General features: G+C 68.9%; 19 protein-coding genes and 2 pseudogenes. 6 read left to right on the top strand and 15 right to left on the bottom strand.

The window, feature by feature from the left end; all coding sequences use genetic code 11:
* The first annotated feature begins 361 nt into the window (after positions 1-361).
* Positions 362-1,201 (top strand): annotated as a pseudogene (locus ACA514_RS47355) (IS5 family transposase).
* A gap of 23 nt (positions 1,202-1,224) precedes the next feature.
* Here the strand turns inward: ACA514_RS47355 and ACA514_RS47350 are convergent.
* The 3 genes from ACA514_RS47350 to ACA514_RS47340 form a co-directional block, all read right to left on the bottom strand.
* On the bottom strand, positions 1,225-2,571 hold the full coding sequence (locus ACA514_RS47350; protein WP_375048109.1) for a tyrosine-type recombinase/integrase: 1,347 nt from the start codon (positions 2,569-2,571) through the stop codon (positions 1,225-1,227).
* Between the two features lie 301 nt (positions 2,572-2,872).
* Positions 2,873-3,016, bottom strand: coding sequence for a hypothetical protein (locus tag ACA514_RS47345; protein WP_375048107.1), 144 nt, complete (start codon positions 3,014-3,016; stop codon positions 2,873-2,875).
* Between the two features lie 33 nt (positions 3,017-3,049).
* The gene (locus tag ACA514_RS47340; protein ID WP_375048106.1) at positions 3,050-3,259 is read right to left on the bottom strand and encodes a hypothetical protein; all 210 of its coding nucleotides are present in this window, start codon (positions 3,257-3,259) and stop codon (positions 3,050-3,052) included.
* A 475-nt stretch (positions 3,260-3,734) separates the two neighbouring features.
* Between ACA514_RS47340 and ACA514_RS47335 the strand changes: the two genes are divergently transcribed.
* A complete protein-coding gene (locus ACA514_RS47335) occupies positions 3,735-4,832 on the top strand; it encodes an integrase core domain-containing protein (protein WP_375048105.1) in 1,098 nt (365 codons plus the stop codon).
* Here ACA514_RS47335 and ACA514_RS47330 read toward each other — a convergent pair.
* From ACA514_RS47330 to ACA514_RS47310, 5 genes are all read right to left on the bottom strand, one after another.
* The gene (locus ACA514_RS47330) at positions 4,724-5,374 is read right to left on the bottom strand and encodes a hypothetical protein (RefSeq protein WP_375048104.1); all 651 of its coding nucleotides are present in this window, start codon (positions 5,372-5,374) and stop codon (positions 4,724-4,726) included. The two genes, ACA514_RS47335 and ACA514_RS47330, sit on opposite strands and share 109 nt — an antisense overlap.
* A gap of 82 nt (positions 5,375-5,456) precedes the next feature.
* On the bottom strand, positions 5,457-7,232 hold the full coding sequence (locus ACA514_RS47325; RefSeq protein WP_375048102.1) for a S8 family peptidase: 1,776 nt from the start codon (positions 7,230-7,232) through the stop codon (positions 5,457-5,459).
* Between the two features lie 58 nt (positions 7,233-7,290).
* Positions 7,291-7,578 carry a hypothetical protein gene (locus tag ACA514_RS47320; RefSeq protein WP_375048101.1) on the bottom strand — a complete coding sequence of 96 codons (288 nt, stop codon included), beginning with the start codon at positions 7,576-7,578 and terminating at the stop codon, positions 7,291-7,293.
* A gap of 433 nt (positions 7,579-8,011) precedes the next feature.
* A complete protein-coding gene (locus ACA514_RS47315; RefSeq protein ID WP_375048100.1) occupies positions 8,012-8,332 on the bottom strand; it encodes a hypothetical protein in 321 nt (106 codons plus the stop codon).
* Between the two features lie 260 nt (positions 8,333-8,592).
* Positions 8,593-8,814 carry an NUDIX domain-containing protein gene (locus ACA514_RS47310; RefSeq protein WP_375048099.1) on the bottom strand — a complete coding sequence of 74 codons (222 nt, stop codon included), beginning with the start codon at positions 8,812-8,814 and terminating at the stop codon, positions 8,593-8,595.
* Between ACA514_RS47310 and ACA514_RS47305 the strand changes: the two are divergent.
* Positions 8,813-8,920: pseudogene (locus tag ACA514_RS47305) on the top strand (hypothetical protein); the annotation flags it as partial. The gene ACA514_RS47310 and the pseudogene ACA514_RS47305 sit on opposite strands and share 2 nt — an antisense overlap.
* Before the next feature lie 296 nt (positions 8,921-9,216).
* On the opposite strand, the gene ACA514_RS47300 reads toward ACA514_RS47305, so the two are convergent.
* A complete protein-coding gene (locus tag ACA514_RS47300) occupies positions 9,217-10,221 on the bottom strand; it encodes a pentapeptide repeat-containing protein (RefSeq protein WP_375048098.1) in 1,005 nt (334 codons plus the stop codon).
* Positions 10,222-11,419: 1,198 nt separating this feature from the next.
* Positions 11,420-12,766, bottom strand: coding sequence for a pentapeptide repeat-containing protein (locus ACA514_RS47295; RefSeq protein WP_375048097.1), 1,347 nt, complete (start codon positions 12,764-12,766; stop codon positions 11,420-11,422).
* 371 nt (positions 12,767-13,137) lie between these two features.
* Here ACA514_RS47295 and ACA514_RS47290 point away from each other — a divergent pair, with 371 nt between their 5' ends.
* Positions 13,138-13,500, top strand: coding sequence for a hypothetical protein (locus ACA514_RS47290; protein ID WP_375048096.1), 363 nt, complete (start codon positions 13,138-13,140; stop codon positions 13,498-13,500).
* A 667-nt stretch (positions 13,501-14,167) separates the two neighbouring features.
* Here ACA514_RS47290 and ACA514_RS47285 read toward each other — a convergent pair.
* A complete protein-coding gene (locus tag ACA514_RS47285) occupies positions 14,168-14,665 on the bottom strand; it encodes a DUF11 domain-containing protein (protein WP_375048095.1) in 498 nt (165 codons plus the stop codon).
* On the opposite strand from ACA514_RS47285, the gene ACA514_RS47280 reads away from it, so the two are divergent.
* Positions 14,658-15,083: a recombinase family protein gene (locus ACA514_RS47280; protein WP_375048094.1), complete on the top strand. Its 426-nt coding sequence runs from the start codon at positions 14,658-14,660 to the stop codon at positions 15,081-15,083. The genes ACA514_RS47285 and ACA514_RS47280 overlap by 8 nt on opposite strands.
* A 252-nt stretch (positions 15,084-15,335) precedes the next feature.
* On the opposite strand, the gene ACA514_RS47275 is transcribed toward ACA514_RS47280, so the two are convergent.
* The 4 genes from ACA514_RS47275 to ACA514_RS47260 all read right to left on the bottom strand — a co-directional run bounded on the left by ACA514_RS47275 (position 15,336) and on the right by ACA514_RS47260 (position 18,510).
* Positions 15,336-16,922, bottom strand: coding sequence for a multicopper oxidase family protein (locus ACA514_RS47275; protein WP_375048093.1), 1,587 nt, complete (start codon positions 16,920-16,922; stop codon positions 15,336-15,338).
* A complete protein-coding gene (locus ACA514_RS47270; protein WP_375048092.1) occupies positions 16,915-17,382 on the bottom strand; it encodes a hypothetical protein in 468 nt (155 codons plus the stop codon). Before ACA514_RS47270 ends, ACA514_RS47275 begins: the two co-directional genes overlap by 8 nt.
* A 54-nt stretch (positions 17,383-17,436) precedes the next feature.
* The gene (locus ACA514_RS47265; RefSeq protein WP_375048091.1) at positions 17,437-18,000 is read right to left on the bottom strand and encodes a YceI family protein; all 564 of its coding nucleotides are present in this window, start codon (positions 17,998-18,000) and stop codon (positions 17,437-17,439) included.
* A 69-nt stretch (positions 18,001-18,069) separates the two neighbouring features.
* Positions 18,070-18,510, bottom strand: a complete 441-nt coding sequence (locus ACA514_RS47260; RefSeq protein ID WP_375048116.1) for a YybH family protein — start codon at positions 18,508-18,510, stop codon at positions 18,070-18,072.
* 116 nt (positions 18,511-18,626) lie between these two features.
* Between ACA514_RS47260 and ACA514_RS47255 the strand changes: the two genes are divergently transcribed.
* On the top strand, positions 18,627-19,523 hold the full coding sequence (locus tag ACA514_RS47255; RefSeq protein ID WP_375048115.1) for a LysR substrate-binding domain-containing protein: 897 nt from the start codon (positions 18,627-18,629) through the stop codon (positions 19,521-19,523).
* The last annotated feature ends 483 nt before the right edge of the window (positions 19,524-20,006 follow it).

The raw sequence follows: 20,006 nt of genomic DNA, 5'->3' as shown, positions 1-20,006 counted from the left end.
AGAAAGGAAAGTCCAGCGATGACCCAGCTGCCCCCCAACCCCCAGCGCCCTGCTCCGCCGGCGCGCCAGCCTGGCGAACGCAGACCCGGGGTTTTCGTGCCGCAGCACGTGCTCGCTGCGGCGTGCTGCCTCTTGGCGGGGACCGTGGCGGGCTTGCTGGTATGGCTCGTCCCGGCCGTTTGGCCACCGGTCGGTGCAGGCATCGCGGTGACCGGCCTGGCAGTCGCGCTGTACGGACTCTGGCACAACCGCCACCGCAAGTGAGGATCTCCCCCGTGATGCGATCTGCACCTGCCGCTGCCCCTAGGTGAGAGGCTCTTAGAGGTCATAACAATATGTGTATGTGGCGCGACATATAGTGATGGTCGGGTGTGGTGTGGGCGGGCACGTAAGGGCGAGCAACCCCCCATGGATCGTGCCCGCCGGCCTGTGGGAGCGGATCGAGCCGCTGCTGCCGAAGGTGGAGCGCCGTAAGCGCCACGCCGGGCGCAAGCGGCTGGACGACCGCAAAGTGTTGTGCGGGGTCTTGTCCGTCCTGCACACCGGGATCCGGTGGGAGTTTCCTGCCCCAGGAGCTGGGGTTCGGGTCGGGGATGACGTGCTGGCGGCGGCTGGCCGAATGGCACCGGGCGGGCGTGTGGGAGCGGCTGCACCGGCTGCTACTGGAGGAACTGCACGCCGCTGGGCAGCTGGACTGGTCCAGGGCGGTGATCGACGGCTCCCACGTCCGGGCTCTGAAGGGCGGCCCAAAATCGGGCCGAGCCCGGTCGACCGCGGCCGAGCGGGCTCCAAGCACCACGTGCTGAGCGACGGGCACGGTATCCCGCTGGCCTTGTCGTTGACCGGTGGGAATCGTAATGACGTCACTCAGTTGATGCCGCTGCTGGAGGCGGTGCCGCCCGTCCGGGGCCGGGTCGGCCGGCCCCGCCGAAGACCCGGGCGGCTGCTGGCCGACCGCGGCTACGACCACGACAGATACCGGCGCCTGGTGTGGGCCAAGGGCATCAGGCCGGTCATCGCCCGCCGCGGCGCCCCGCACGGATCGGGCCTGGGCGTCCACCGCTACGTCGTCGAACGCACCATCGGCCTGCTGCACTGGTTCCGCCGCTTACGCATCCGCTGGGAGATCCGCGACGACATCCACGAGGCCTTCATAGCCCTCGCCGCAGCCATCATCTGCTGGCGACGCCTCGTCCGCTGATTCTGTTACGACATTTTAGGGCGTCAGTCGGTGCGGCGGCGGCTGCGGATCTTGTCGAAGGCGGCGAGGGCGGTGTCGTCGGCGTCGTCGAGGGTGTGGAGGTAGCGCTCGGTGGTGGAGATGGATCCGTGGCCGAGGCGTTCTTTGACGACCTGGAGGTCGGCGCCGCCGGCCAGGAGCCAGGATGCGTGGGCGTGGCGGAGGTCGTGGATGCGGACCTTGGGGTCCAGGTCGGCCTTCTTGAGGGCGGGTTTCCAGATCCGGTTGCGGAACCAGTTGGCGGGGACGTGGCCGTCGGTTTCGCGTCGGCGGGGTTCGCGGGGGCTGTCCTTGCCGTCGGCTCGGCGGCGAGCGCGGTATTCGGCGAAGGCTCGTCTGCAGTGGTCGCAGCGGCACTTGGCAGCGTTGTAGGCGCTCAGTGTGCCGTGGCGGTACCGGCGTCCCTTGGCGTTCTCTTCGGTCCAGCCGAGTGCCTCGGGGTCGAGCGGGGCGGGTGGCTCCTCGGTCGCGGCTTCCGGCTGGTAGACGAACAGGAGCCCGTCGGTGCCGAGTTTCTCTTCGATGATGTGGTCTTCGAGTTTGGCGACGATCTGGTCGCTGAGCTTGAAGCGGCGCCACTCTTTGTCTTTGGGGTAGTCCTTGACCAGGAAGCGTTTACCCTCGGGATGGAACTTCGGGTTGAGTTCCACTACGACGCGGCTGACCGTCAGGAGGCGAGAGCGAGTTCTGAGGTCGCGGCCGCGGAGTTCGGTGAGTTCACCCCAGCGCAGCCCGGTCTCGATGGCGGTTTCGACCAGGAGTTTGGAGTCGGCGTCCGGGAGGGCGTGGTAGAGGTCGTCGAACTGCTCCGGGCTGATGATTTCCAGCGGCTTTTCGGGGACGGTGGGGGTGCGGACTCCTTTGCAGGGGTGGATGTAGGTCACCTGGTCGTTCAGGGCGGTGGTGAAGATGGCGCTGAGGACGACCTTGTTGTAGCGGATGGTCGCGGCGGAGACGCCGTTCTTCTTCATGCCACTGATCCAGGCGCGGACGTGCTCGGGGAGGATGTCCATCATCCGCATCGCGCCGAACTCGGGCATCACGTGCTTGTAGATCGAGTAGTGGTAGCTCTGCATGGTGCTCGGCTCGACCTCGTGGTTGGGCAGCCAGGTCTCCTCGACGTACTTCTTGAAGCTCTGCCGGCCTCGCTTGAGGTTGAGGTCCCGGCCCTTGCCGACCTCGGCCTCGGCGCGCTGCCAGGCCCGGTCGGCCTCCTTCTTGGACGAGAAGGTCCCCGCCGATGTGATCTTGCCTTTGAGGTCTTCGTAGCAGGCGGTGTAGCGCGCCTGGCCGTGCCGGTCGATCCGCTTGAACGCGTACCCCAACGTCACTCCCCCGAATGATCGTTTGTTAGTGGCTCGTTAGTGGACTCTGCCCCACGGGGCGACATCCACGATGACTGCACGTCACGCACTTTAGGCCTCTGACCTGCATGTTCTCATGGATTCGACTGATCGCAAAGGAGGCAGGATGAACGCTTTCAGGGCACTGGGGGTCAAGGGGTCGTGGGTTCAAATCCCGCCGTCCCGACAGAGAAAGACCAGGTCAGAGGGGCTTCGGAGATCACTCCGGAGCCCTTTTTCGATCTCGAAGGTCGATGGGGAGCCAAGAGGGGAGCCACCGTCACCCGATCTACGCCGACTTGCTCGGACCGAACACCGCGTCGACGACCTCGGCACCCTTGGTGATCACCGGCCGGAGCTGATGCCGGTAGACCTCCCCGGTGATCGCCGGAGAGGAGTGCCCGCACAGATCGGCGATCGCCTCGATGGGCAACCCTGCACATGCCGAAAACTACGTCCGCGCAGGTCAAGCAGCATGTTCGTACTCGTTGAAGATTCCGCCCAGGCGTTGCCTTCTTCGGATGTTCAGGTGGGCGATCTGGTCAGGTCCGGAGATCGGCGGAGGCAGCGGCTTCAACGGGCGGGCGTTGGCGATGCCCTGATGAGGCCGATGCGCGTTGTAGAAGGTCTCGAACTCGCTGAGAGCGTGAAGCAGGTGCCGCTGGTTCCAGATCAACGTGCGGTCGAGGAGCTCACGACGGCAGGTCTACACCCACCGCTCCATCACCGCGTTCATCCTCGGCCCCGCAGGTCCTTCACGGTGGAAGTTGCGTTTCACCAGGTCGGCGACCGTCACCGAGGCGGGGCCCGCTTGGCTCGCCGCCGCAACGGCAGTCCTGCCACGCTGGCTCGCTGCATCAGCACCGCCACCGTCGTGCGTGACATGACCACGCCTTGCCCCAGGACGAGTTCAGCGCGGGCGCGGGCGATCCGTAGGTCTGCCGTGGTCCCTGGTGGATCGCCGTGATCTGGTCGGGGAGCCATGCCTGGCCGATGGTGCGAGCCGAGGGCGGACGGTGGGGGTGCCGAAAATATCGTCCACGCAGGTGAGAGCCCATGCGGCTGGCGCTCATGCATCAGGTGCGGTGGTACCGGCTGATCAGCTCCGAACGGCCGCGTTGGAGGTGATCGCCGCGGCATGATGGTCGGCTGTGCTGTTGCAATTGGCCTACCTGGCGGTAACGAACGCCTTCGCGATCCTGCGCCTTCTTCCCGCGAGCGATCGGGACAAGGACACCGAGATCCTCGTGCTGCGTCATCAGCTTGCAGTGCTGGAACGTCAACTGGGCGGGCAGAAGGTGCGGTTCACTCTGACCGATCGGGCGTTCCTGGCGGCGCTGCTGCACCGTCTGACGCCTGAGGCGCTGCGCCGGATGCGGCTGCTGGTGCGTCCGGACACGGTCTTGCGCTGGCAGCGTGACCTGATCGCTGGCCGACATGCTGCCCGGTCCAGGCCGAAGCGACCTGGCCGGCCACCGACGGTGCGTTCCATCCGCCTCCTGGTGCTGCGCCTGGTCCGCGAGAACCCGAGCTGGGGATATAGGCGCGTGCACGGTGAGCTGCTCGTGCTGGGCGTGAAGGTCGCAGCCTCTACCGTGTGGGAGATACTCCAGGATGCCGGGATCGACCCGGCGCCCGAACGCGCCGCCAGCACGTGGGCCGGCTTCCTGCGCTCCCAGGCCGACGCCCTCCTGGCCTGCGACTTCCTGGAGACCGTCACACTGACCGGAACGCGCACGTACATACTGGCGGTGATAGAGCACCGAGCCCGCCGGATCCGCATCCTGGGCGCGACTGCGCACCCGACCGGCCCATGGGTTACGCAGGCCGTCAGGAACCTGGTCATGGACCTGGAAGATGCCGGGTGCCGGGCACGATGGTTGGTCCGGGACCGAGACGGCAAGTTCCCCGGTCTGTTCGACACCGTTCTGGCCGACGCGGGCATCAAGATCGTGCTCACCGGTGTGCGGATGCCGAGAATGAACGCGATCATGGAACGGTGGGTGCAGACCTGCCACCGTGAACTGCTCGACCGGACCTTGATCTGGAACCAGCGCCACCTGCTCCACGCGCTGCGCGAGTTCGAAGCCTTCTTCAACGAGCATCGGCCTCATCAGGGCATCGCGAACGGCCGCCCGCTTCATCCGCTGCCTCCGCCGATCACGGATCCCGACCGAATCGCTCGCCTGGACGTGCGAAGACGCCAGCGTCTGGGCGGAATCCTCAACGAGTACAAACATGCCGCTTGACCTGCACAGATGAGGTATTCGGCATGCGCAGGGTCGCAGGTGCACCGGCCGTCGGGGTTGGTCTCGGCGCAGCCGCAGTCGAAGGTGTCGTCGCGGCCGAAGGCGTCGTCGTACTCCTGGTGCGCGGTCAGCACATGGGAGAACCCGTTCCAGGCGCGCTCCAACGGCTCGGGGCCGCGCTGCTTGGTGCCGCGGGCGTCGCAGGACGGGCACGGCCCGGACTGCATCCACACCCGGCCGTCGGGCCGCCTGCGCTCGCGGGTGGTCCCGGTGCCGTCGCAGTATCGGCACGGCCGCGCGGTCAGCAGGCCCTCGGGGATGGCGACCTGGTGCTCATCGGGAAGCAGGTGCTCGCCGGTCAGCGGGTCGCGGGCGACGTCCTCGCCGTCGAGCGCGCCGTCGGCGTCGGGGGGCCGGCCCTCGGCCAGGGCGCGCAGCACCGCCACGGCGCGGGTGCCGTAGGCGCACATCGCCAGGTGGCGCCGGTCGCGGGCCTGGTTGTAGGTGACGCCGACGGGCAGCCCGTGCTCGTTGCGTGACATACGGAGTCGGTGCCCAGGACACAGGCCGAGGGCACGGTCACGGCGTCCGCCAGGGCGCTGGCGCCATGACCGTGCCGTTCTCCTAGAGTTTGGCGGCCTGGTCGACGGCCGCGCGGGCGTCGACCTTGCCCGCTCCCCAGTCGCTGTTGGTCTTGGCGCCGGTGAACCCGTCGCTCCGGGCGGAGGCCGTCAGGCAGGTGAGGATCTGCGCCTGGGTCAGGGTCGGGCGGGCCTGCAGCATCAGCGCGCACACCCCGGCCATGTGCGGCGCGGCCATGCTCGTGCCCTGCTGGTAGACGAACCCGTCGCTGCCCTCGGCGTTGTTGACCTTCGCCGACCAGATCCACTGGCCGGGGGCGGCGAGCGTCGGCGCGGCGCGGTCGTCCCGGGTGGGGCCGCGGCTGGAGAAGGAGGACAGGTCTCCGACGGTGCCGCCGTAGTAGGTGATGTAGGACGCGATGGAGATGACCTCCTTGCACGTCCCCGGGATGGTGATCGTGCAGGCGTTGTTGGCGTAGGTGCCGGTGAACTTCGGCCCGAGGTTGTCCGTTCCTCCGCTGGTCACCCACGCGTGCCAACTGGTCGCGGCGCTGTTACCGGTCAGCCTCAGGCGCCAGGTTCCGGCCGCGATCGCGTTCTGGTCCCCGGGGTAGAGTTCGAGACAGATCTGGTTGTCGCCGTTCAGCGGGTGCTGCAGGACCGAGGCGATGTTGACGCCGTTGCCGTTCGACAGGGTGAGGTACCGCGCCTCCGCGCCGGGGGCGACGGTGTCGCTGGCCGTGCCGCCGGGCGGGGTGACCGAGACGGAGATGCGGTCGTCGCGCTTGTACCAGAGTTCGATCGAGTCGGCCGCGGCGTCGTTGGGCGGCACCTCGAACTCCACGGTGATGGTGGGGGCCGCCGCCATGGTGCCGCTCGCGTGGATGGCGTTGGCCCCGGAGTTGCCCGCGGACTTGATCAGTGCGCGGCCCGCGGTGCCGAGCACGTTGTCGATGCCCTGCTCGAAGAGGTCCGTGCCGTCGTGCGCGCCGGCGGAGCTGCCCATACTGAGGTTGATGACGGCCGGCTTGCCGAGGGCCGTGGCCGTATCGAAGACGTAGCGGATGGCGTCCAGTGTCTTCGCGGTGTCCATGATCGGGCCGACGATGATGAGGTCCGCGTCGGGGGCGACGCCGGGGTAGAGGAGTTTCGGGTCCTGGTCGTTGGCGGCGACGCCGCGTCCCGCGGCGATTCCGGCGACATGGGTGCCGTGGCCGTTGCCGTCGATGTGCCGGACGGCGGCGAGCGGATCGGCGGCCTTGAGCGCGGCGTTTATCGCAGACTGCTTGTATTCGACTCCGTAGGAATAGCCGGCCGGGGCGGACTCGCCTTTCACCGGCGTGAGGCCCTGGTCCCAGATGCTGAGGATGCGGGAATTCCCGTTCGCGTCGCGGAAGGTGCGGTGACGCCAGTCGATGCCGGTGTCGATGATGCCCACGACGACGCCTGTCCCGCGCCGGGACGGCGTGCCGGTGTGCACGGCGGTGGCGTTGATTTCGGGTACCGACTGGTTGAGTTCGGGCATCATGGGCTGGGCGGCCTGCACGTAGGTGACGCCCTCCAGCCGGTCGAGGTCGCCGAGGCTGTCGAGTTCGACGGTGCCGCTCATGACGCGTCCCGAATGCTTGAACGCGCCGAACCCCGGCGTCTTCCTGACCTTGTCGGCGACACCGGAGTCGGCCACTTGGACCAGGACGTGCACGTGGGGGCGCTCCACGCCCTCCACCGTGATCCCGAACTTGTCGGTGGCCGCCAGCCGTGCCAGCCGTGCCCTGTCGGTGGCGCGTGAACGCAGGAACTTCAACCTGGAGTCGAGCATCCGTATGTCTCCTCTCAGAGACCTGACTCGCGGCGGCGGAGACCGAGAACGGCCCGTGTCATCTGCCCGGCTCAGGAAAAAGCGGCTGCGCCAGTTCGACATAGACCACGTGGTCGAGATCGGTGACCGGTCCGATGTCCGCGGCCGCGAGGCTCGCGGTGAGGACCTCGCCGGCCACCGTGCGCACGCTGGCGCCCGCGGACACCAGCTGCTCGCGCTGCCTGTCGTCCGGCTCGCCCTTGACGCGGATGAGCACTTCGACGGGAGCGGGGGCTAGCGAGCCGCCGACCGAATCGAAATCGGCCAGAAATCGCCGCACAGCAATACCCAGCTTCTCGGAATGCATTTTGCTACCCGCTCGCCTATTTGGAAGGTACGGCAAGTACATGCCGTCAGTTTCAGGGCGTCAACCGGAAAAATTGGCCACAAACCGCCACACCGAAGATCGGCGGTACGCTCCGGAGACAAAACTCCATTAGTCAATATCCCGGAACGCACTGCCGGGCCGGGTGGTGCCCATGGGGCGCTGACCGGAAATGGCCCGGACGCGGCAGTCAGGCGGGCAGGTCGTCCACGCGGGGCGGACGAGCCCGGGCAGGTCGCCGACGATGGTCAGGGCCGCCGCGTGCAGGGCGGCGCACGGGATCGGGTCGCCGCCCGGGCCTGCCAGCGGCCGGGTGGCGCAGGCCTCGCATCTGAGCTGTCGGCCGTAAAGCGGCTCCTTGGTCGGCGGAGAGGCAGGGGACATCCGGGCGCGCTCTTCCTCGTCGTGGGCGCGTTCAGGGGTGGAGCATGAAGGTGGTGCCGGCGTCGGTGACGGTGGTGGGGCGCAGCGGCCGCCAGCCCTCGATGAGCTTGGCGAGTTCGGCCTCGACGCCGACGCTGATGAAGCCGAAGAAGTTGATGTTCTCGCGGTGGCCGGGCGCGATGTAGGACAGCAGTTCGTCGGGGACGTCGCGGCCCTGCATCCTGTAGAGGCGGCCCTCGCCGGGGGCCTGCCACTCCCCCAGGATCCGCGCGACCTGGTACGTGCCGGTCGATCCGGTGAGCCGGGTCGGCCGTCCGGCGGCGGTGGTCTGGGCGGCGACTGGTTCGTTCACGACGCGGACCCTTCTAGAACAATTGTTCGGCTGGCGGCAGCGTACGCCGTCGCTTCGCAGGTGCACACGGGTGTGACTCACCATCTCAGTTGGCGGGGATCGCCGCGTCTCGTGGTGAGGACCAGTGGAGCGGTCGAGCCACTAAAGGGCTGCGTATCGGCCCATCGACACACCCGATCATTCCTGGGCCGGAACGTGCGAGCGATGATCGCGGCCGATGTGTAGCAGGGCAACACCGTGGGTGCCGGCCCCGGTGCTGGTCACGGGTCTGGCGCAGGTCCCTGACCCGCTGCGGCGTCAGGGTTCGGCGACGCTGCTGGGCGTCGCGGTCGTGCTGGTCGAGCCGCTGAACGAGCGGGATGCCGCAGTGGTCGCCGGATACGCGCCAGGATCACCGGCGCGAGACCAGTCAGGTCGGCGCCGGTCTCCTCGCGCAACTCGCGTCGCATCGCCTCCTCGGCAGTCTCGCCGGGCTCGACCATGCCGCCGGTGTCCTGGCAAGGCCACGACCTGGACTTCACCGACGTCGTCTTCGACGGCGGTGACCTCCCCGAGGCCGTCTTCACCGGTGCCACCGTGTCCTTCCGTGGCGCCCGGTTCGTGGGCGGCACGGTCGACTTCAGGGGCGCCCGGTCCGTCGGCGGCACGGTCGACTTCCGCAGCGCCCGGTTCGTCGGCGGCACGGTCCACTTCGGGGGCGCCCAGTTCGGGCGCGGCATAGTCAACTTCGGGAGCGCCCAGTTCGAGGGCGGCACAGTCAACTTCGTGGGCGCTACCGGTCGGCGGCCGGAGCAGTTGCCGGATGGTATGGCCGACCACCCGCACCTCCACAATGATCAAGATCATTCCCAGTGGCGCATTGACCCCTTGAATCCAAGATCGTTTTACGACAGGTGCGGAGCCATGCCATCCGGTAGTCCGACGGGCCGCTGCCCGATCGCGCCCTCGAAGTCGACTGTGCCGCCCACGAACCCGGCGGCACGAAAGTCGACCATGCCGCCCACGAACCCGGCGGCACGAAAGTCGACGGTGCCTTCCACGAAGCGGGCTCCTCGAAAGGAGACAGTCGCGTCGTTGGTGAAGACGGCCTCGTAGAAGTCGCCGCCGTCGAAGACGGCGGCGGTGAAGTCCAGGTCGTGGCCGCGCCAGGAGACGTCAGTGTGGCCGTTGAGGTGGTTGCCGATGATGCGGATGATCGTGTGGCGGACCTCGCGGGCCGCCAGGTAGGCCGCACGGGCCGCGGCGTGTTCAGCCGGGTCCTGGCCCTCAGCGGGATCCTCTCCGGGGTCGGGCGTGTACGGCAGGCGTAGCACCGCGCACAGCACGTCGATGCAGGTTTGGCGGCCCCGTTCCCAGTCGTCGGCGAGGCCGGCCATGGCGTAGGCGCCCGCCAGCCGCACGGCGGGTTCGTCGTGGCCGAGCTGGGCGGAGGCGGCGCCGAACCGTTCGTTGAACACCCGGGTGCGGTCTTCTTGGGCCTGCCGCTGTTCCAGCAGGGCCCGTTCCTGTTCCAGGACGGCCCGCTGGGCGTCCAGCAGAGCGCGTTGCTGGTCCCGGTCATCGGCGACTTCGGCCAGGCGCTGCCTCCGGTAGGCCATCACCAGTGCGAACAACGCGCCGACGCTGGCAACGGTCCCGAGCACGAGCTTCAGGACGTCCAGCAGCTGGGAGAGCGGCAGGGCCTTGGCGTGCTGCAGGTGCGGGAAGCCCAGCACCGCCAACACGGACGTCATCACCACGACCAAGCCCGCCACCGCGGTGACGCTCGCGGTCGTCAACGCCTTCCCGATCGGCCAGAGGCCGGCTGCCCGTTCCCGCTCTCGTTGCAGCCTGCCCTCTTCGCCTGACTGGTCAGGATCCTCTGCGCCGCCCGGCGCCACCTCGCCCATGCTGCTCAGACGCCTCACTCACGCCGCGTGGTTCACGCAACGGCGCGCCCGCAACCGGCCGCAACGGATCGTTCCCGGACGCTTCCCCGAGGCGCGACAGGCCCTCAGGAACCGCTCGCCGGAGCGGAGTCGCGAACGAAGCGGCCCTCGTCTCCTTCGGACGGCTCGACACGCCAGCCCGGCGGTGGCACATGTCCCCCGGCGACATCCGCCACGGTGGCCGACGCCATATCAATCCCAGCCTCAAAACTCGCCTCGCCGAACTCGGCGTCCCCGGAGAAGGTTGCGCGGGAAAAGCCGGCGTGGTGGACGGTGCAGCCGGTCAGGGTGAAGTCGGTGGGGATGGCGCCGGTCAGGTCCAGGGAGATGTCAGCCCAGTGGTGTTCGGCGTCGGATTGCAGGTGCGTGGACAGGAGTCGTTGGGCGGTGAGGCGGACCTGGTGTTCCTCGTGCGGGTCCGGGCCCCCGGTTCCCGGTTCGGTAGGGGCGGGGCGCAGGTCGCGGGCGGCGCGGTAGCGGGCGGCGTTGCGGCGTGCCGTTCCCGGTGCTCTTCCTCAGGACCGGGACGGTCGGCTGAGGGCGGTGTGTAGGGCATGCGCAGGTAGGCGCAGATGATGTTGACGATGGTCTGCCGGTGCCGCGGGTTGTCGTTGCCAGCCGCTCCAGCGTGTACAGGGCGGTGAGGCGGACCGGTGTCTTGTCGGAGGCGAGTTGCTCGGCGGCCGCGTTGTACAGCTCGATGATCCTCCGCTCGGCCGCGTCCAACTGCCCCAGCGCGGTCGCCAGTTCGGCGTGCCGTTGCCGGCGGAACGCCAGCATCAACCCGACCGCGGCACCCGCACCGCCGCCGGCGGCCAGGCCGGTGCGGACAGCGTCCACCCGAATCTTGGCCCGCTCGGCACCGGGCGGTGCATCATCGGCGACGTCCAACAGCCACGCGGTGGTCAGCCAGATCGCCACCGCCGCCGCTCCCGCGGCCGCCAGCATCCAGAACCCGGCCGCCGACGGCCGCACCCGCAACGGCTTGGCCTCACGCCGGGCCCGCACCTGTGCCCAGCGCTGCCGGACCCGCTCCAGCCCCCGCCTCACACGTCCCTCCGCGCCGCGCGGCGCCACCTCGCCCACACCGCTCAGACGCCCTACCGTTGCCAGCCGGTTCACGGGCCCACGCGCCCGGATCTGGCCGCCATGGCTCGTTTTACGACAGGTGATCGGCTATGCCGTCCGGTAGTCCTGTAGCACGTTGTCCCGTCGTTCTGCCGAAGTCGACCATGCCGCCAGCGAACCGGGCACCGCCGAAGTCGAGCCTGCCGTCCTCGAACCGGGCACCGCCGAAACCGACCAGGGCGCCGGTGAACGAGGCTCGATGAAAGTCGATCACGGCGCCCCCATACCGGGTACGGCTGAAGTCGACCATGCCGCCCAGCAACCATGCGCCGGTGAAGTTGATCCTGCCGCCGATGAACTGGACGCCGCCGAAGTCGACTGTGCCACCAGCGAACTCTGTGCCGACGAAGTCGGCTGTGCCGCCGGCGAAGCGGGCGCCGGCGAAGCGGAGAGTGCCGTCGCTGAACCGGGCGAGGCTGAAGTCGATGGTGCCGCCGGCGAAGCGGGCTTCGTCGAAGTCGATCCTGCCGTCGTCCAACCGGGTGCGGCGGAAGTTGACCCTTCCGCCGGTGAACCGGGCGCCACCGAAGTTGATCGTGCCAGCAAACTGGGCGCCGCCGAAGTTAACTATGCCGTCCACAAAGCCGGCTCCTTGGAAGGAGACGTTCGCGTCGGCGAAGACGGCGTTGCGAAAGTCACCGCCATCGAAGACGACGTCGGTGAAGTCCAGATCGTGGCCGCGCCAGGAGACGTCGGTATGGCCGTTGAGGTGGTTGCCGATAATGCGGATGACGGTGTGGCGGACCACGCGCATCGCCCGGTATGCGGCACGGACGCGGGCGTGCTCGGCGGGTTCCGACCCTTCGGCCGGGGCGTCGCCAGGATAGGGATCGTAGGGCAAACGCAGGAACGCGCACAGCACGTCGATGCAGGTCTGGCGACCCTGTTCCCAGTCGTCGGCGAGCCCGGCCATGGCGTACGCGCCCGCGAGTCGCACAGCGGGTTCGTCGTGGCCGAGCTGGGCGGAGGCGGCGCCGAACCGCTCGTTGAACACCCGGGTGAGGTCGTCGCGGGCCCGCTGCTGTTCGAGTGCGGCCCGACCGCGATCGCGGATCTCGGCGACCTCGGCCAGCTTCTGCCGCCGGTAGGCCATCACCAACGCGAACAAAGCGCCGACACCGGCGACCGTGCCCAGCACGAGCTTGACGACGTCCAGGAGCTGGGAGGTCGACAGCGGCTTGTGTTCCAGGTGCGGAAAGCCCAGCACCGCCAGCACGGCCGCCAGGACCACGACAAGGCCGACCACCGCGGTGATGCTCGCGACGGTCAAGGCGTACCGGATCCTCCACAGCCCGGCCGCCCGCTCCTGCTGCGCCACCGAGCCACCGGCGGGGACGTCCGGTTCGTTTGCTGCGCCGCCCGGCGCCACCTCGCCCATGTCGCTCAGACGCCCTCACCCACGCCGCTGGTTCACCAGACCGCGCGCCCGAATCCGGCCGCAACGGATCGTTTTACGACAGGTGCGAAGCCCTGCCGTCTGGCAGGCCGTCGGGTCGCTGCCCGGTCGCCGCTTTGAGGTTCACCGTGCCGGCCATGAACCCGGTGCGCGAAGTTGACCGTGCCGCCCGGCCGGGCCAGGGCGGGCCGTGCCGGGTGCCGAGCGAGGCGTCAGGCCTTCGGTGCACCCAATGGACCGCGCTGGCACGCGCTGGCACGCCCACATGGATAAGGGGGCGGACAGCCCGCCTCGACGCGAAGACAGGAGCAGATCCCATGCGACGGCTACGCAGGTCGGCGAAGATCGCAGTGATGACGACGGCGCTGGCGGGAGCCGCGCTCGGCGCGGGCGCGCAGTCGGCGTCCGCCTCCGCGCCCATCAACGCGCCGCAGGTCACCATCAGCTACTCCGGCTCCAACATCAACGTCCACATCGTCGACAGATCGGTCAACGAGACCGGATTCGAGGTCTTCCGGCTGCGCGGCACCGGCGGGACCACTTTCCCGACCTGGCAGTACCTCTCAGAACGCGACTCGACCCCGGCGGACGTCACCGGCCAGGGCGCGGTCTACGACATCCTCATCACCAACCGCACCGTGGGGCCGCAGTGCTTCACGATCGCCGCCTACAACGACAGCACCGCGACCGTGACCGACGTGCAGTGCCTCCAATAGCCGAGCAGTTGCTCGCGGACCACATCGTCCAGGAGATTCGGGCAGGCGGCCCATCCCGGGGACCGCTGTGATCGTCGGGCATGGCCGCCCACCGGACGGGCGGCGGCGAGCCGATCACGCCGTCGCCGCTGGCCGGGCGGCCCGGCCGGTGTCGGTTTCCGAAGTCCGCTGCACAGAAACTTCCGAAGTCATGAGCACCTGGATAGCCTGGCCAGCTCACCCGGACCAACGATCAAGGGTTTTCGAACAGGCGGCGCGTTGACCAGTGTGGGCTCCTATTGGCACAGCGCAGCGCCGCCGCCGGGCGCCCGGCGCCCGGCGCCCCGGTCGCTAGACTCGCGATCAAGCGGCCCTTCCCCGTCGCCATTTACCGGTGAGCAGACGGGGAAGGGCCGATGCGCGTCTATGTGGAGCTGCCCGAGGGGTGGGGGCCGAGCCAGGTCGTGCTGGCGGCGTGGCTGCGGGCAGGGTACCCGGTTGAGCAGGTGGTGAGCCTGGCCACCGGGCGAGCGCCGCATGATTTTCGTCGCGCCGCCGGCGGCCGCAGCCGCCGCGACGAAATCCCGCCTGGGGTCCGAGGCCGACGCTCCGGGATAACGGCTCTGATCCCGGAGCCTCGGCGGCCTCTCCCGCCCGCGCCGTGCTGCCCTCCCTCGTGCTGCCAAGGTCAGCACAGGCAGTAGCAGGCGCATCTGGTCGGGCTCTGGCCGGCGTACACCGGTTGTTCGCCCACGCCCGGCCAGCCGGGTGTGACCGGCTGGTAGACCGGGCCGCTGGTGGGTCCGCCGTCGACGCCGGTGCCGGTCGAGGTGGTGTCGGTGCTGGTCTCGTTGGCGGTCGCAGTGGCGGTGTTGTAGAAGGTGCCGGGCTGGGTGATCTTGGCGCGGAGTTGGAGGGTGGCGGTGCCGCCGACCGGGAGGGTGTCGATGCTCCAGATGCCGGTGGCGGGGTCGTGGTGGCCGGTGTCGGGTTGGGCTGCCAAGAACTGCAGGCCGGTGGGGAGCTGGTCGCGGACCTCGACGCCGGTGGCCTGGCTGGGGCCGTGGTTCGTGACCGCCAGGTGGAAGGTGATGGTCTCGCCGACGGTGGCGTGGACGCGGCCGGCGGCCTTAGCCAGCTCGAGTTCGACCGGTCGGGCCGTGGCGTGGGTGGCGGTGTTGGACACCCTGGTCGTGCCGAAGCTCGACCGGCTCGCCCGCTCGGTCCCTGACGCCCGCGACATCGGCGACACCCTCGTCAACCGTGGGGTCCGGCTGTCGCTGGGCGGCAGCATCTATGACCCGGCCGACCCGATGAGCAAGATGTTCTTCAACATGCTGGCGGTGTTCGCCGAGTTCGAGGCCGACCTTCTGAAGATGCGCACTCGCGAGGGCATGGCCATCGCCCGTTCCCGCGGCAAGCTCAAGGGTCGGGCGCCGAAGCTCAGTGCCCGACAGCAGGCGGAGCTGGTGCGCATGCACGGCACCGGCGAGTACACGATCGCCGAGTTGATGGAGGTGTTCTCCGTCGGGCGGGCGACGGTGTACCGGGTTTTCGACCGTGCTGGGGCCCGGACCACACCGGCCAGTGGAGCTGCGACATGACACTGTCCGGGGCGATCACTGGCGAGAGTCTCCCGGCCGTGGACGGCAGGGCCGGATGCCAGTGCCTGTGTCTGACGCTGCATCCAGACACCGCCGATGTGTGCCTGCACACAGGGTGACCGGCAAGTTCCGCCGCCCCCGCATCTGCTGGATGCGGCGGTGAGGGCGGCCGGTGCGAGCAAGGGTGGGTGGGCGACGTCGCTGAAGGCCGCGGGAAGGGCATGACGTTTTGTGGAGGGTGGTCTTTGAGGATCAGATGATCTCAAGGTTGGCCATCATTCCCATGTCTTCGTGTTCGGCGTTGTGGCAGTGGAAGAGGTAGCGGCCGCGGTAGCCGTCGAAGCGGGTGATGATCTTGGCCGCTTCGCCCGGGCGTAGGGAGATGGTGTCCTTGAGGCCCGCATCGTGGGGAAGAGGTGCCTTGCCGCCGCGTGAAAGGATCTTGAAGCCGACCAGGTGCAGGTGGACGGGATGGTGGACGTCGGCGATCAGCCGCCACACCTCGACGTCGCCGAGGCGGGTGGTGACGTCGGTGCGGGCGGGGTCGAACGCCTTCCCGCCGATCACCCATCCGTGACGGCCGTGCATCCGGCCGGCCCGGAAAGAGAAGTCGCGCACCCGGACGGCGTCCGAGCGGCGCCAGGTCGGCAGATCGTGGGCGAGGACGCGGGGGATGCGGCTGTGGTCGGTGGCCTTGCGCGTGACGCGGAAGGCCATCACGTCACGGGTGCGGCCAGAGCCCAGCCGGTTGATGATCCTGACGCGGCCGCCGACCGGGATCTTCGCGAAGTCGACGATGATGTCGTAGCGTTCGGCCGGCGCGATCGGCAGGGTGTGGTGGGTGACCGGTGCGGCGAGCAGTCCCTGGTCGGCGCCGACCTGGACGAGGTCGAGCCGGCGGCCGTCGTCGGTGACCGCTTGGAGGTCGTAGTGGCGGGCGTTGGAGGCGTTGAGGACGCGCAGCCGGTAGCGGGCCCCCTCGACTTCGTGCAGGGGCCAGGGCGCGCCGTTGACCAGGATCACGTCGCCGAGGACCCCGCCGAGATGGGACTCGCGGACACCGGGCCGTTCCCGCAGCGTGCCGTCGAGGGCTGGATAGGTGAGCTCGCCGTGGTCGTCGAACGCCCGGTCGGCGATCATGAGTGGGAGTTCGTGGTCTCCGGCGGGCAGGCCGAGCGCGTCCTCGGCGTCGTCGCGGATGATGTGCAGCCCGGCCAGGCCCCGCCAGATCGCGGGAGCGGTGAAGTCCATCCGGTGGTCGTGGTACCACAGCAGCGTCGGCCGCTGGTCCATCGGGAAGGTGTAGTCCCGCGTCAGCTTGGACGTCACCGCCCGCCGATCGCTCATCCCTCCCATACCGTGCATCATGTGGGTGGGTTCCTGCCAGCCGTCGGGAATGACGAGGTCGGTGGGGTAGCCGTCGGAGGCGGCCGGGGTGTGTCCGCCGTGCAGGTGCACGACGGTCGGCACGGGCAGCTCGTTGCGGTGCGTCACGTTGATCGGGCGGGCGCGGCGCGACTCGATCGTCGGGCCCGGGAAGGTGCCCTCGTAGGTCCACGCCGATGTCTTGACGCCGGGCAGGATCTCCAGGGTCGCTTCACGCTGGGTGATCTGGTAGCGGTCCACTCCTCCCGAGGTGCCGGCAGGCTTCAGCACCGCAGGGATCGGCAGCGGCACCTGGAAGGCGGGCGGCAGCGGCACGGCGCTGCGCAACTGGTTACCTGTGGCCGCCGGACGCCGGGAGAGCTTGGCCGAGGTCACCAGCCCGGTGACCGTCATCGCCCCGAGCGTCCCGCCGACGCCCAGCAGCCGGCGCCTGGTCATGTCCTGCTCACGCATCGCCGGCCTCCGCCTTGCCCGCGTTCCGCACCTTGGCTCGCCGCAAGGGCGGTCGGCGCCATACCGCGATGAATTGCACGACGAGCCCGGCGACGGTCGCCACCCCCAGCGGGAGATGCAGCCACAACGCGCCTTCCATCCCGGCGAAGTACTGCACCGTCTCGGCCACCACCACGGCCAGCGTGGCGAGGAACGGCCGGACCTGACGCAACCGGACCCAAACCATGATCGCCACGATCAGCTGCAGGTAGCCGGCAGAGGTGGTGACGTTGGCGCCCGCCTCATGCAGGCGCAGCCCGTCGTAGTCGCCGCTCAAGAACACGCCGGCGAACACCGGCTGACCGAAGATCGCAACCAAATGCACGCTGACGACGGCCCGCAGTGCCCACCAAGCGGGGCTCGTTCGATGCACGGGACGGGCCGCAACGGCCCGGCGGACCCCGTGGAATCCGGTAACCATCAGTCACCTCCTCACTCGGCGTGGGCCGGCGGGTGGCCGCCGGTCCGGGGCGGGTCACTTCTGCAGGACGGCCTGGATCTCGAGGCTGATCGACACCTTGTCGCCGACCGTGACGCCGCCGGCGTCCAGCGGGACGCTGATGTCGATGCCGAAGTCACGCCGGTTGATCTCCGCGGTCGCCGAGAACCCGGCCCGCTGCCCGCCCCACTGGTCCGTGCCGAACCCGTTCACCTCGACGGCCAGCGGCACCTGGCGTGTGACGCCGTGCAATGTCAGTTCGCCGTCGATGACCCAGCCGTCGCCAGTCCGGCGGATCCCGGTCGAGCGGTAGTCCATCGTCGGGTACTTGTCGACCTCGAGGTAGTCGGCGGTGCGCAGGTGGTCATCACGCGTCGCGTTGCCGGTGTCGATGGACGCCAGGTCGATCGTCGCGGTGACCGAGGAGTCCAGGAGGTCCTCGCCCGTGACGATCGTGACGTCGTGGGCGGTGAACCGGCCGCGGGTCTTGCTGATCATGAGGTGGCGGACGGAGAAGGCGATCTCGGAGTGGACCGGGTCGGCCTTCCAGGTGCCGACCAGGTAGTCGGGGATCGCGACGGTCGCGGGGATGGTGCTCATGTGCCTCTCCATAGGTCTGGCGCCGCGCGGCCTCCGCGCGGGCGTGGCGGGGTCTTGGTGAGTGGCCCGTCAGGGCTCGAGGTCGGTCACTCCCTTGCCGGACACGATGTCCAGGGGCACCGAGACCTGGTCGTGGGCGATCAGCCAGGTCCCGTCGATCTTCCGCAGGCCGTAGGTGACCCTGACCCACATGCCGCTCGTGGCCGTCCCGTTCTTCAGCGTGCCGCTGAGGCGGGCGAAGGCGTGCCCGAAGGCCACGTCGTCGCCCACGGTGAGGATCAGGTCCCGGACCTGGTAGGTCACGGTCTCGAAGAAGGTGAACACGTTCGCCCAGTTCTGGGCCTTCGCCGCGATCCCCAGATGCTGGAGCGGCGGCTCGACGTCGAAGGACACCACCTCCGCCGTGTAGGCCTCCTTCAGGCCTTCGAGGTCCTTGTTCCGGAGAGCGTCAACGATCTTGTCGATCTGCTGGCGGATCTGGGCTTCGTCCGCCTCGCGCTGGATGGGCATCGTCACTGGAGTTTCCCTTCGTGGTAGGCCTCTCGGCTTCCGACACCACAAAAGGTATGACTCTTGGGCTATCTTGTCTAAGATCGATATTGCTATGCTGTTATGCTTTGGAGGTCATGATGGAGCTGAACTCGCTCCGGCAGTTCCTGGTGGTCGCGCGGCTGGAGCACCTCAGCCGGGCCGCCGATGAGCTTCACATCGCTCAGCCGTCGCTAAGCCGCACCATCGCCAGGCTTGAGGGCGAACTGGGCGTGCCGCTGTTCGACCGCAGCGGCCGGCTCCGGCTGAACGACACCGGCAGGCTCTTCCGCGACCACGTCGAACGCGCCCTCGGCGAGCTCGAGGCGGGACGGCGGGCCATCACCGACGCCGCCGACCAGGGCCTGGGCGCGGCGCGGCTGGCATCGGAGACCTTCCTCACCCTCACCGGGCCGCTGGCGGCCTTCAAGCGCTCCCATCCCGCCGTCGAGATCGGGCTCCACTGGTCGCCGCCCGAGGACATGGCCCGACAGTTGCGCGCTCAGGAGATCGATCTATGCGTCGCCTCGCAACCGATCCATGCCGAGGGGCTGGAGGCGGCGCGGCTGTTCGAAGAGGAGGTCGGAGCGGCCTTTCCCCTCGATCACCCGCTGGCGGGCCGCGCGTCGGTGACCATCGACGACCTCGCCGACCAGCCGTTCGTCACCGCCCGCAACGGGCACTGGTTGCGGCGGCTGCTCGAGCGACTCTTCGCGGCACACGGCCTCACCCCGAAGATCGTGTGCGAGAGCGACGAACACAGCGCGATCGCCGACCTGATCAGCGCAGGCCTGGGCATCGGTCTCGTCCCCGCCTTCGCCCGCCGCAGCGCCACCCGTGCCCCCCTCGTCTGGATCCCCGTCGACGATCCCGGCTCCCGCCGTACCGTGACCCTCTACTGGGCCGCCGACAGCCACCTGTCCAGCGCGGCCCGCCTGATGCGCACGACCATCACCGACTGGAACTGGACCACTGGCCGACCCCCCTCCCGCTAGAGACGGTCGTGGACGGGCACGACGCCGATGTCACGCGGGAGGCGGGACATCAGCAGACAGACCCTCGGTGCAGCCGCGGCCGAACAACTCCGCCAACACGGCTACATGACCGGCAAGGCCCGCCCGGCAGCCCTCCGCCAACTCGCCCTCCAGGCCCCGCACCGGTCATCGCCCGGTGCTCGGCTTCCACGACAAGAACACCACCCGCATCGCTGCCGAAGCCGCGGAAGCCGGAACCGCTATGCCCCCGGCGACCACACCAAGTGACCACCCACCCCAGAGCTACTTTGGCCCTGGGGCCATGTTCAGGAGAAGACCCCCGAGACCGACGATCAAAGGTTCTCGAACAGGCACTTAGAGGGCGTTTGGTCCTTATATGTGGAGAATGTGCAGGTTCTCGTGCGAGCCAGCCGCGGCCGGACAGAGAGATGAGAGATAGCTGTTTTCGGTGAGGCTTGTGGAGCTTCGGACCAGCATGTTTCG

Origin of the sequence: Actinomadura sp. NTSP31, assembly GCF_041951385.1 — a bacterium.
Lineage (GTDB): Bacteria > Actinomycetota > Actinomycetes > Streptosporangiales > Streptosporangiaceae > Spirillospora > Spirillospora napierensis.
Note: the sequence above shows the minus strand (reverse complement) of the source record. Positions and strands in the feature narration are given on the sequence as shown.

Excerpts from the sequence above, each read along its gene's own strand:
- ACA514_RS47330 (WP_375048104.1), bottom strand. The coding sequence starts at position 5,374 with ATGTCACGCAACGAGCACGGGCTGCCCGTCGGCGTCACCTACAACCAG.
- ACA514_RS47325 (WP_375048102.1), bottom strand. The coding sequence starts at position 7,232 with ATGCTCGACTCCAGGTTGAAGTTCCTGCGTTCACGCGCCACCGACAGG.
- ACA514_RS47320 (WP_375048101.1), bottom strand. The coding sequence starts at position 7,578 with ATGCATTCCGAGAAGCTGGGTATTGCTGTGCGGCGATTTCTGGCCGAT.
- ACA514_RS47310 (WP_375048099.1), bottom strand. The coding sequence starts at position 8,814 with ATGGTCGAGCCCGGCGAGACTGCCGAGGAGGCGATGCGACGCGAGTTG.
- ACA514_RS47300 (WP_375048098.1), bottom strand. The coding sequence starts at position 10,221 with ATGGGCGAGGTGGCGCCGGGCGGCGCAGAGGATCCTGACCAGTCAGGC.
- ACA514_RS47295 (WP_375048097.1), bottom strand. The coding sequence starts at position 12,766 with ATGGGCGAGGTGGCGCCGGGCGGCGCAGCAAACGAACCGGACGTCCCC.
- ACA514_RS47290 (WP_375048096.1), top strand. The coding sequence starts at position 13,138 with ATGACGACGGCGCTGGCGGGAGCCGCGCTCGGCGCGGGCGCGCAGTCG.
- ACA514_RS47275 (WP_375048093.1), bottom strand. The coding sequence starts at position 16,922 with ATGCGTGAGCAGGACATGACCAGGCGCCGGCTGCTGGGCGTCGGCGGG.
- ACA514_RS47270 (WP_375048092.1), bottom strand. The coding sequence starts at position 17,382 with ATGGTTACCGGATTCCACGGGGTCCGCCGGGCCGTTGCGGCCCGTCCC.
- ACA514_RS47265 (WP_375048091.1), bottom strand. The coding sequence starts at position 18,000 with ATGAGCACCATCCCCGCGACCGTCGCGATCCCCGACTACCTGGTCGGC.
- ACA514_RS47260 (WP_375048116.1), bottom strand. The coding sequence starts at position 18,510 with ATGCCCATCCAGCGCGAGGCGGACGAAGCCCAGATCCGCCAGCAGATC.
- ACA514_RS47255 (WP_375048115.1), top strand. The coding sequence starts at position 18,627 with ATGATGGAGCTGAACTCGCTCCGGCAGTTCCTGGTGGTCGCGCGGCTG.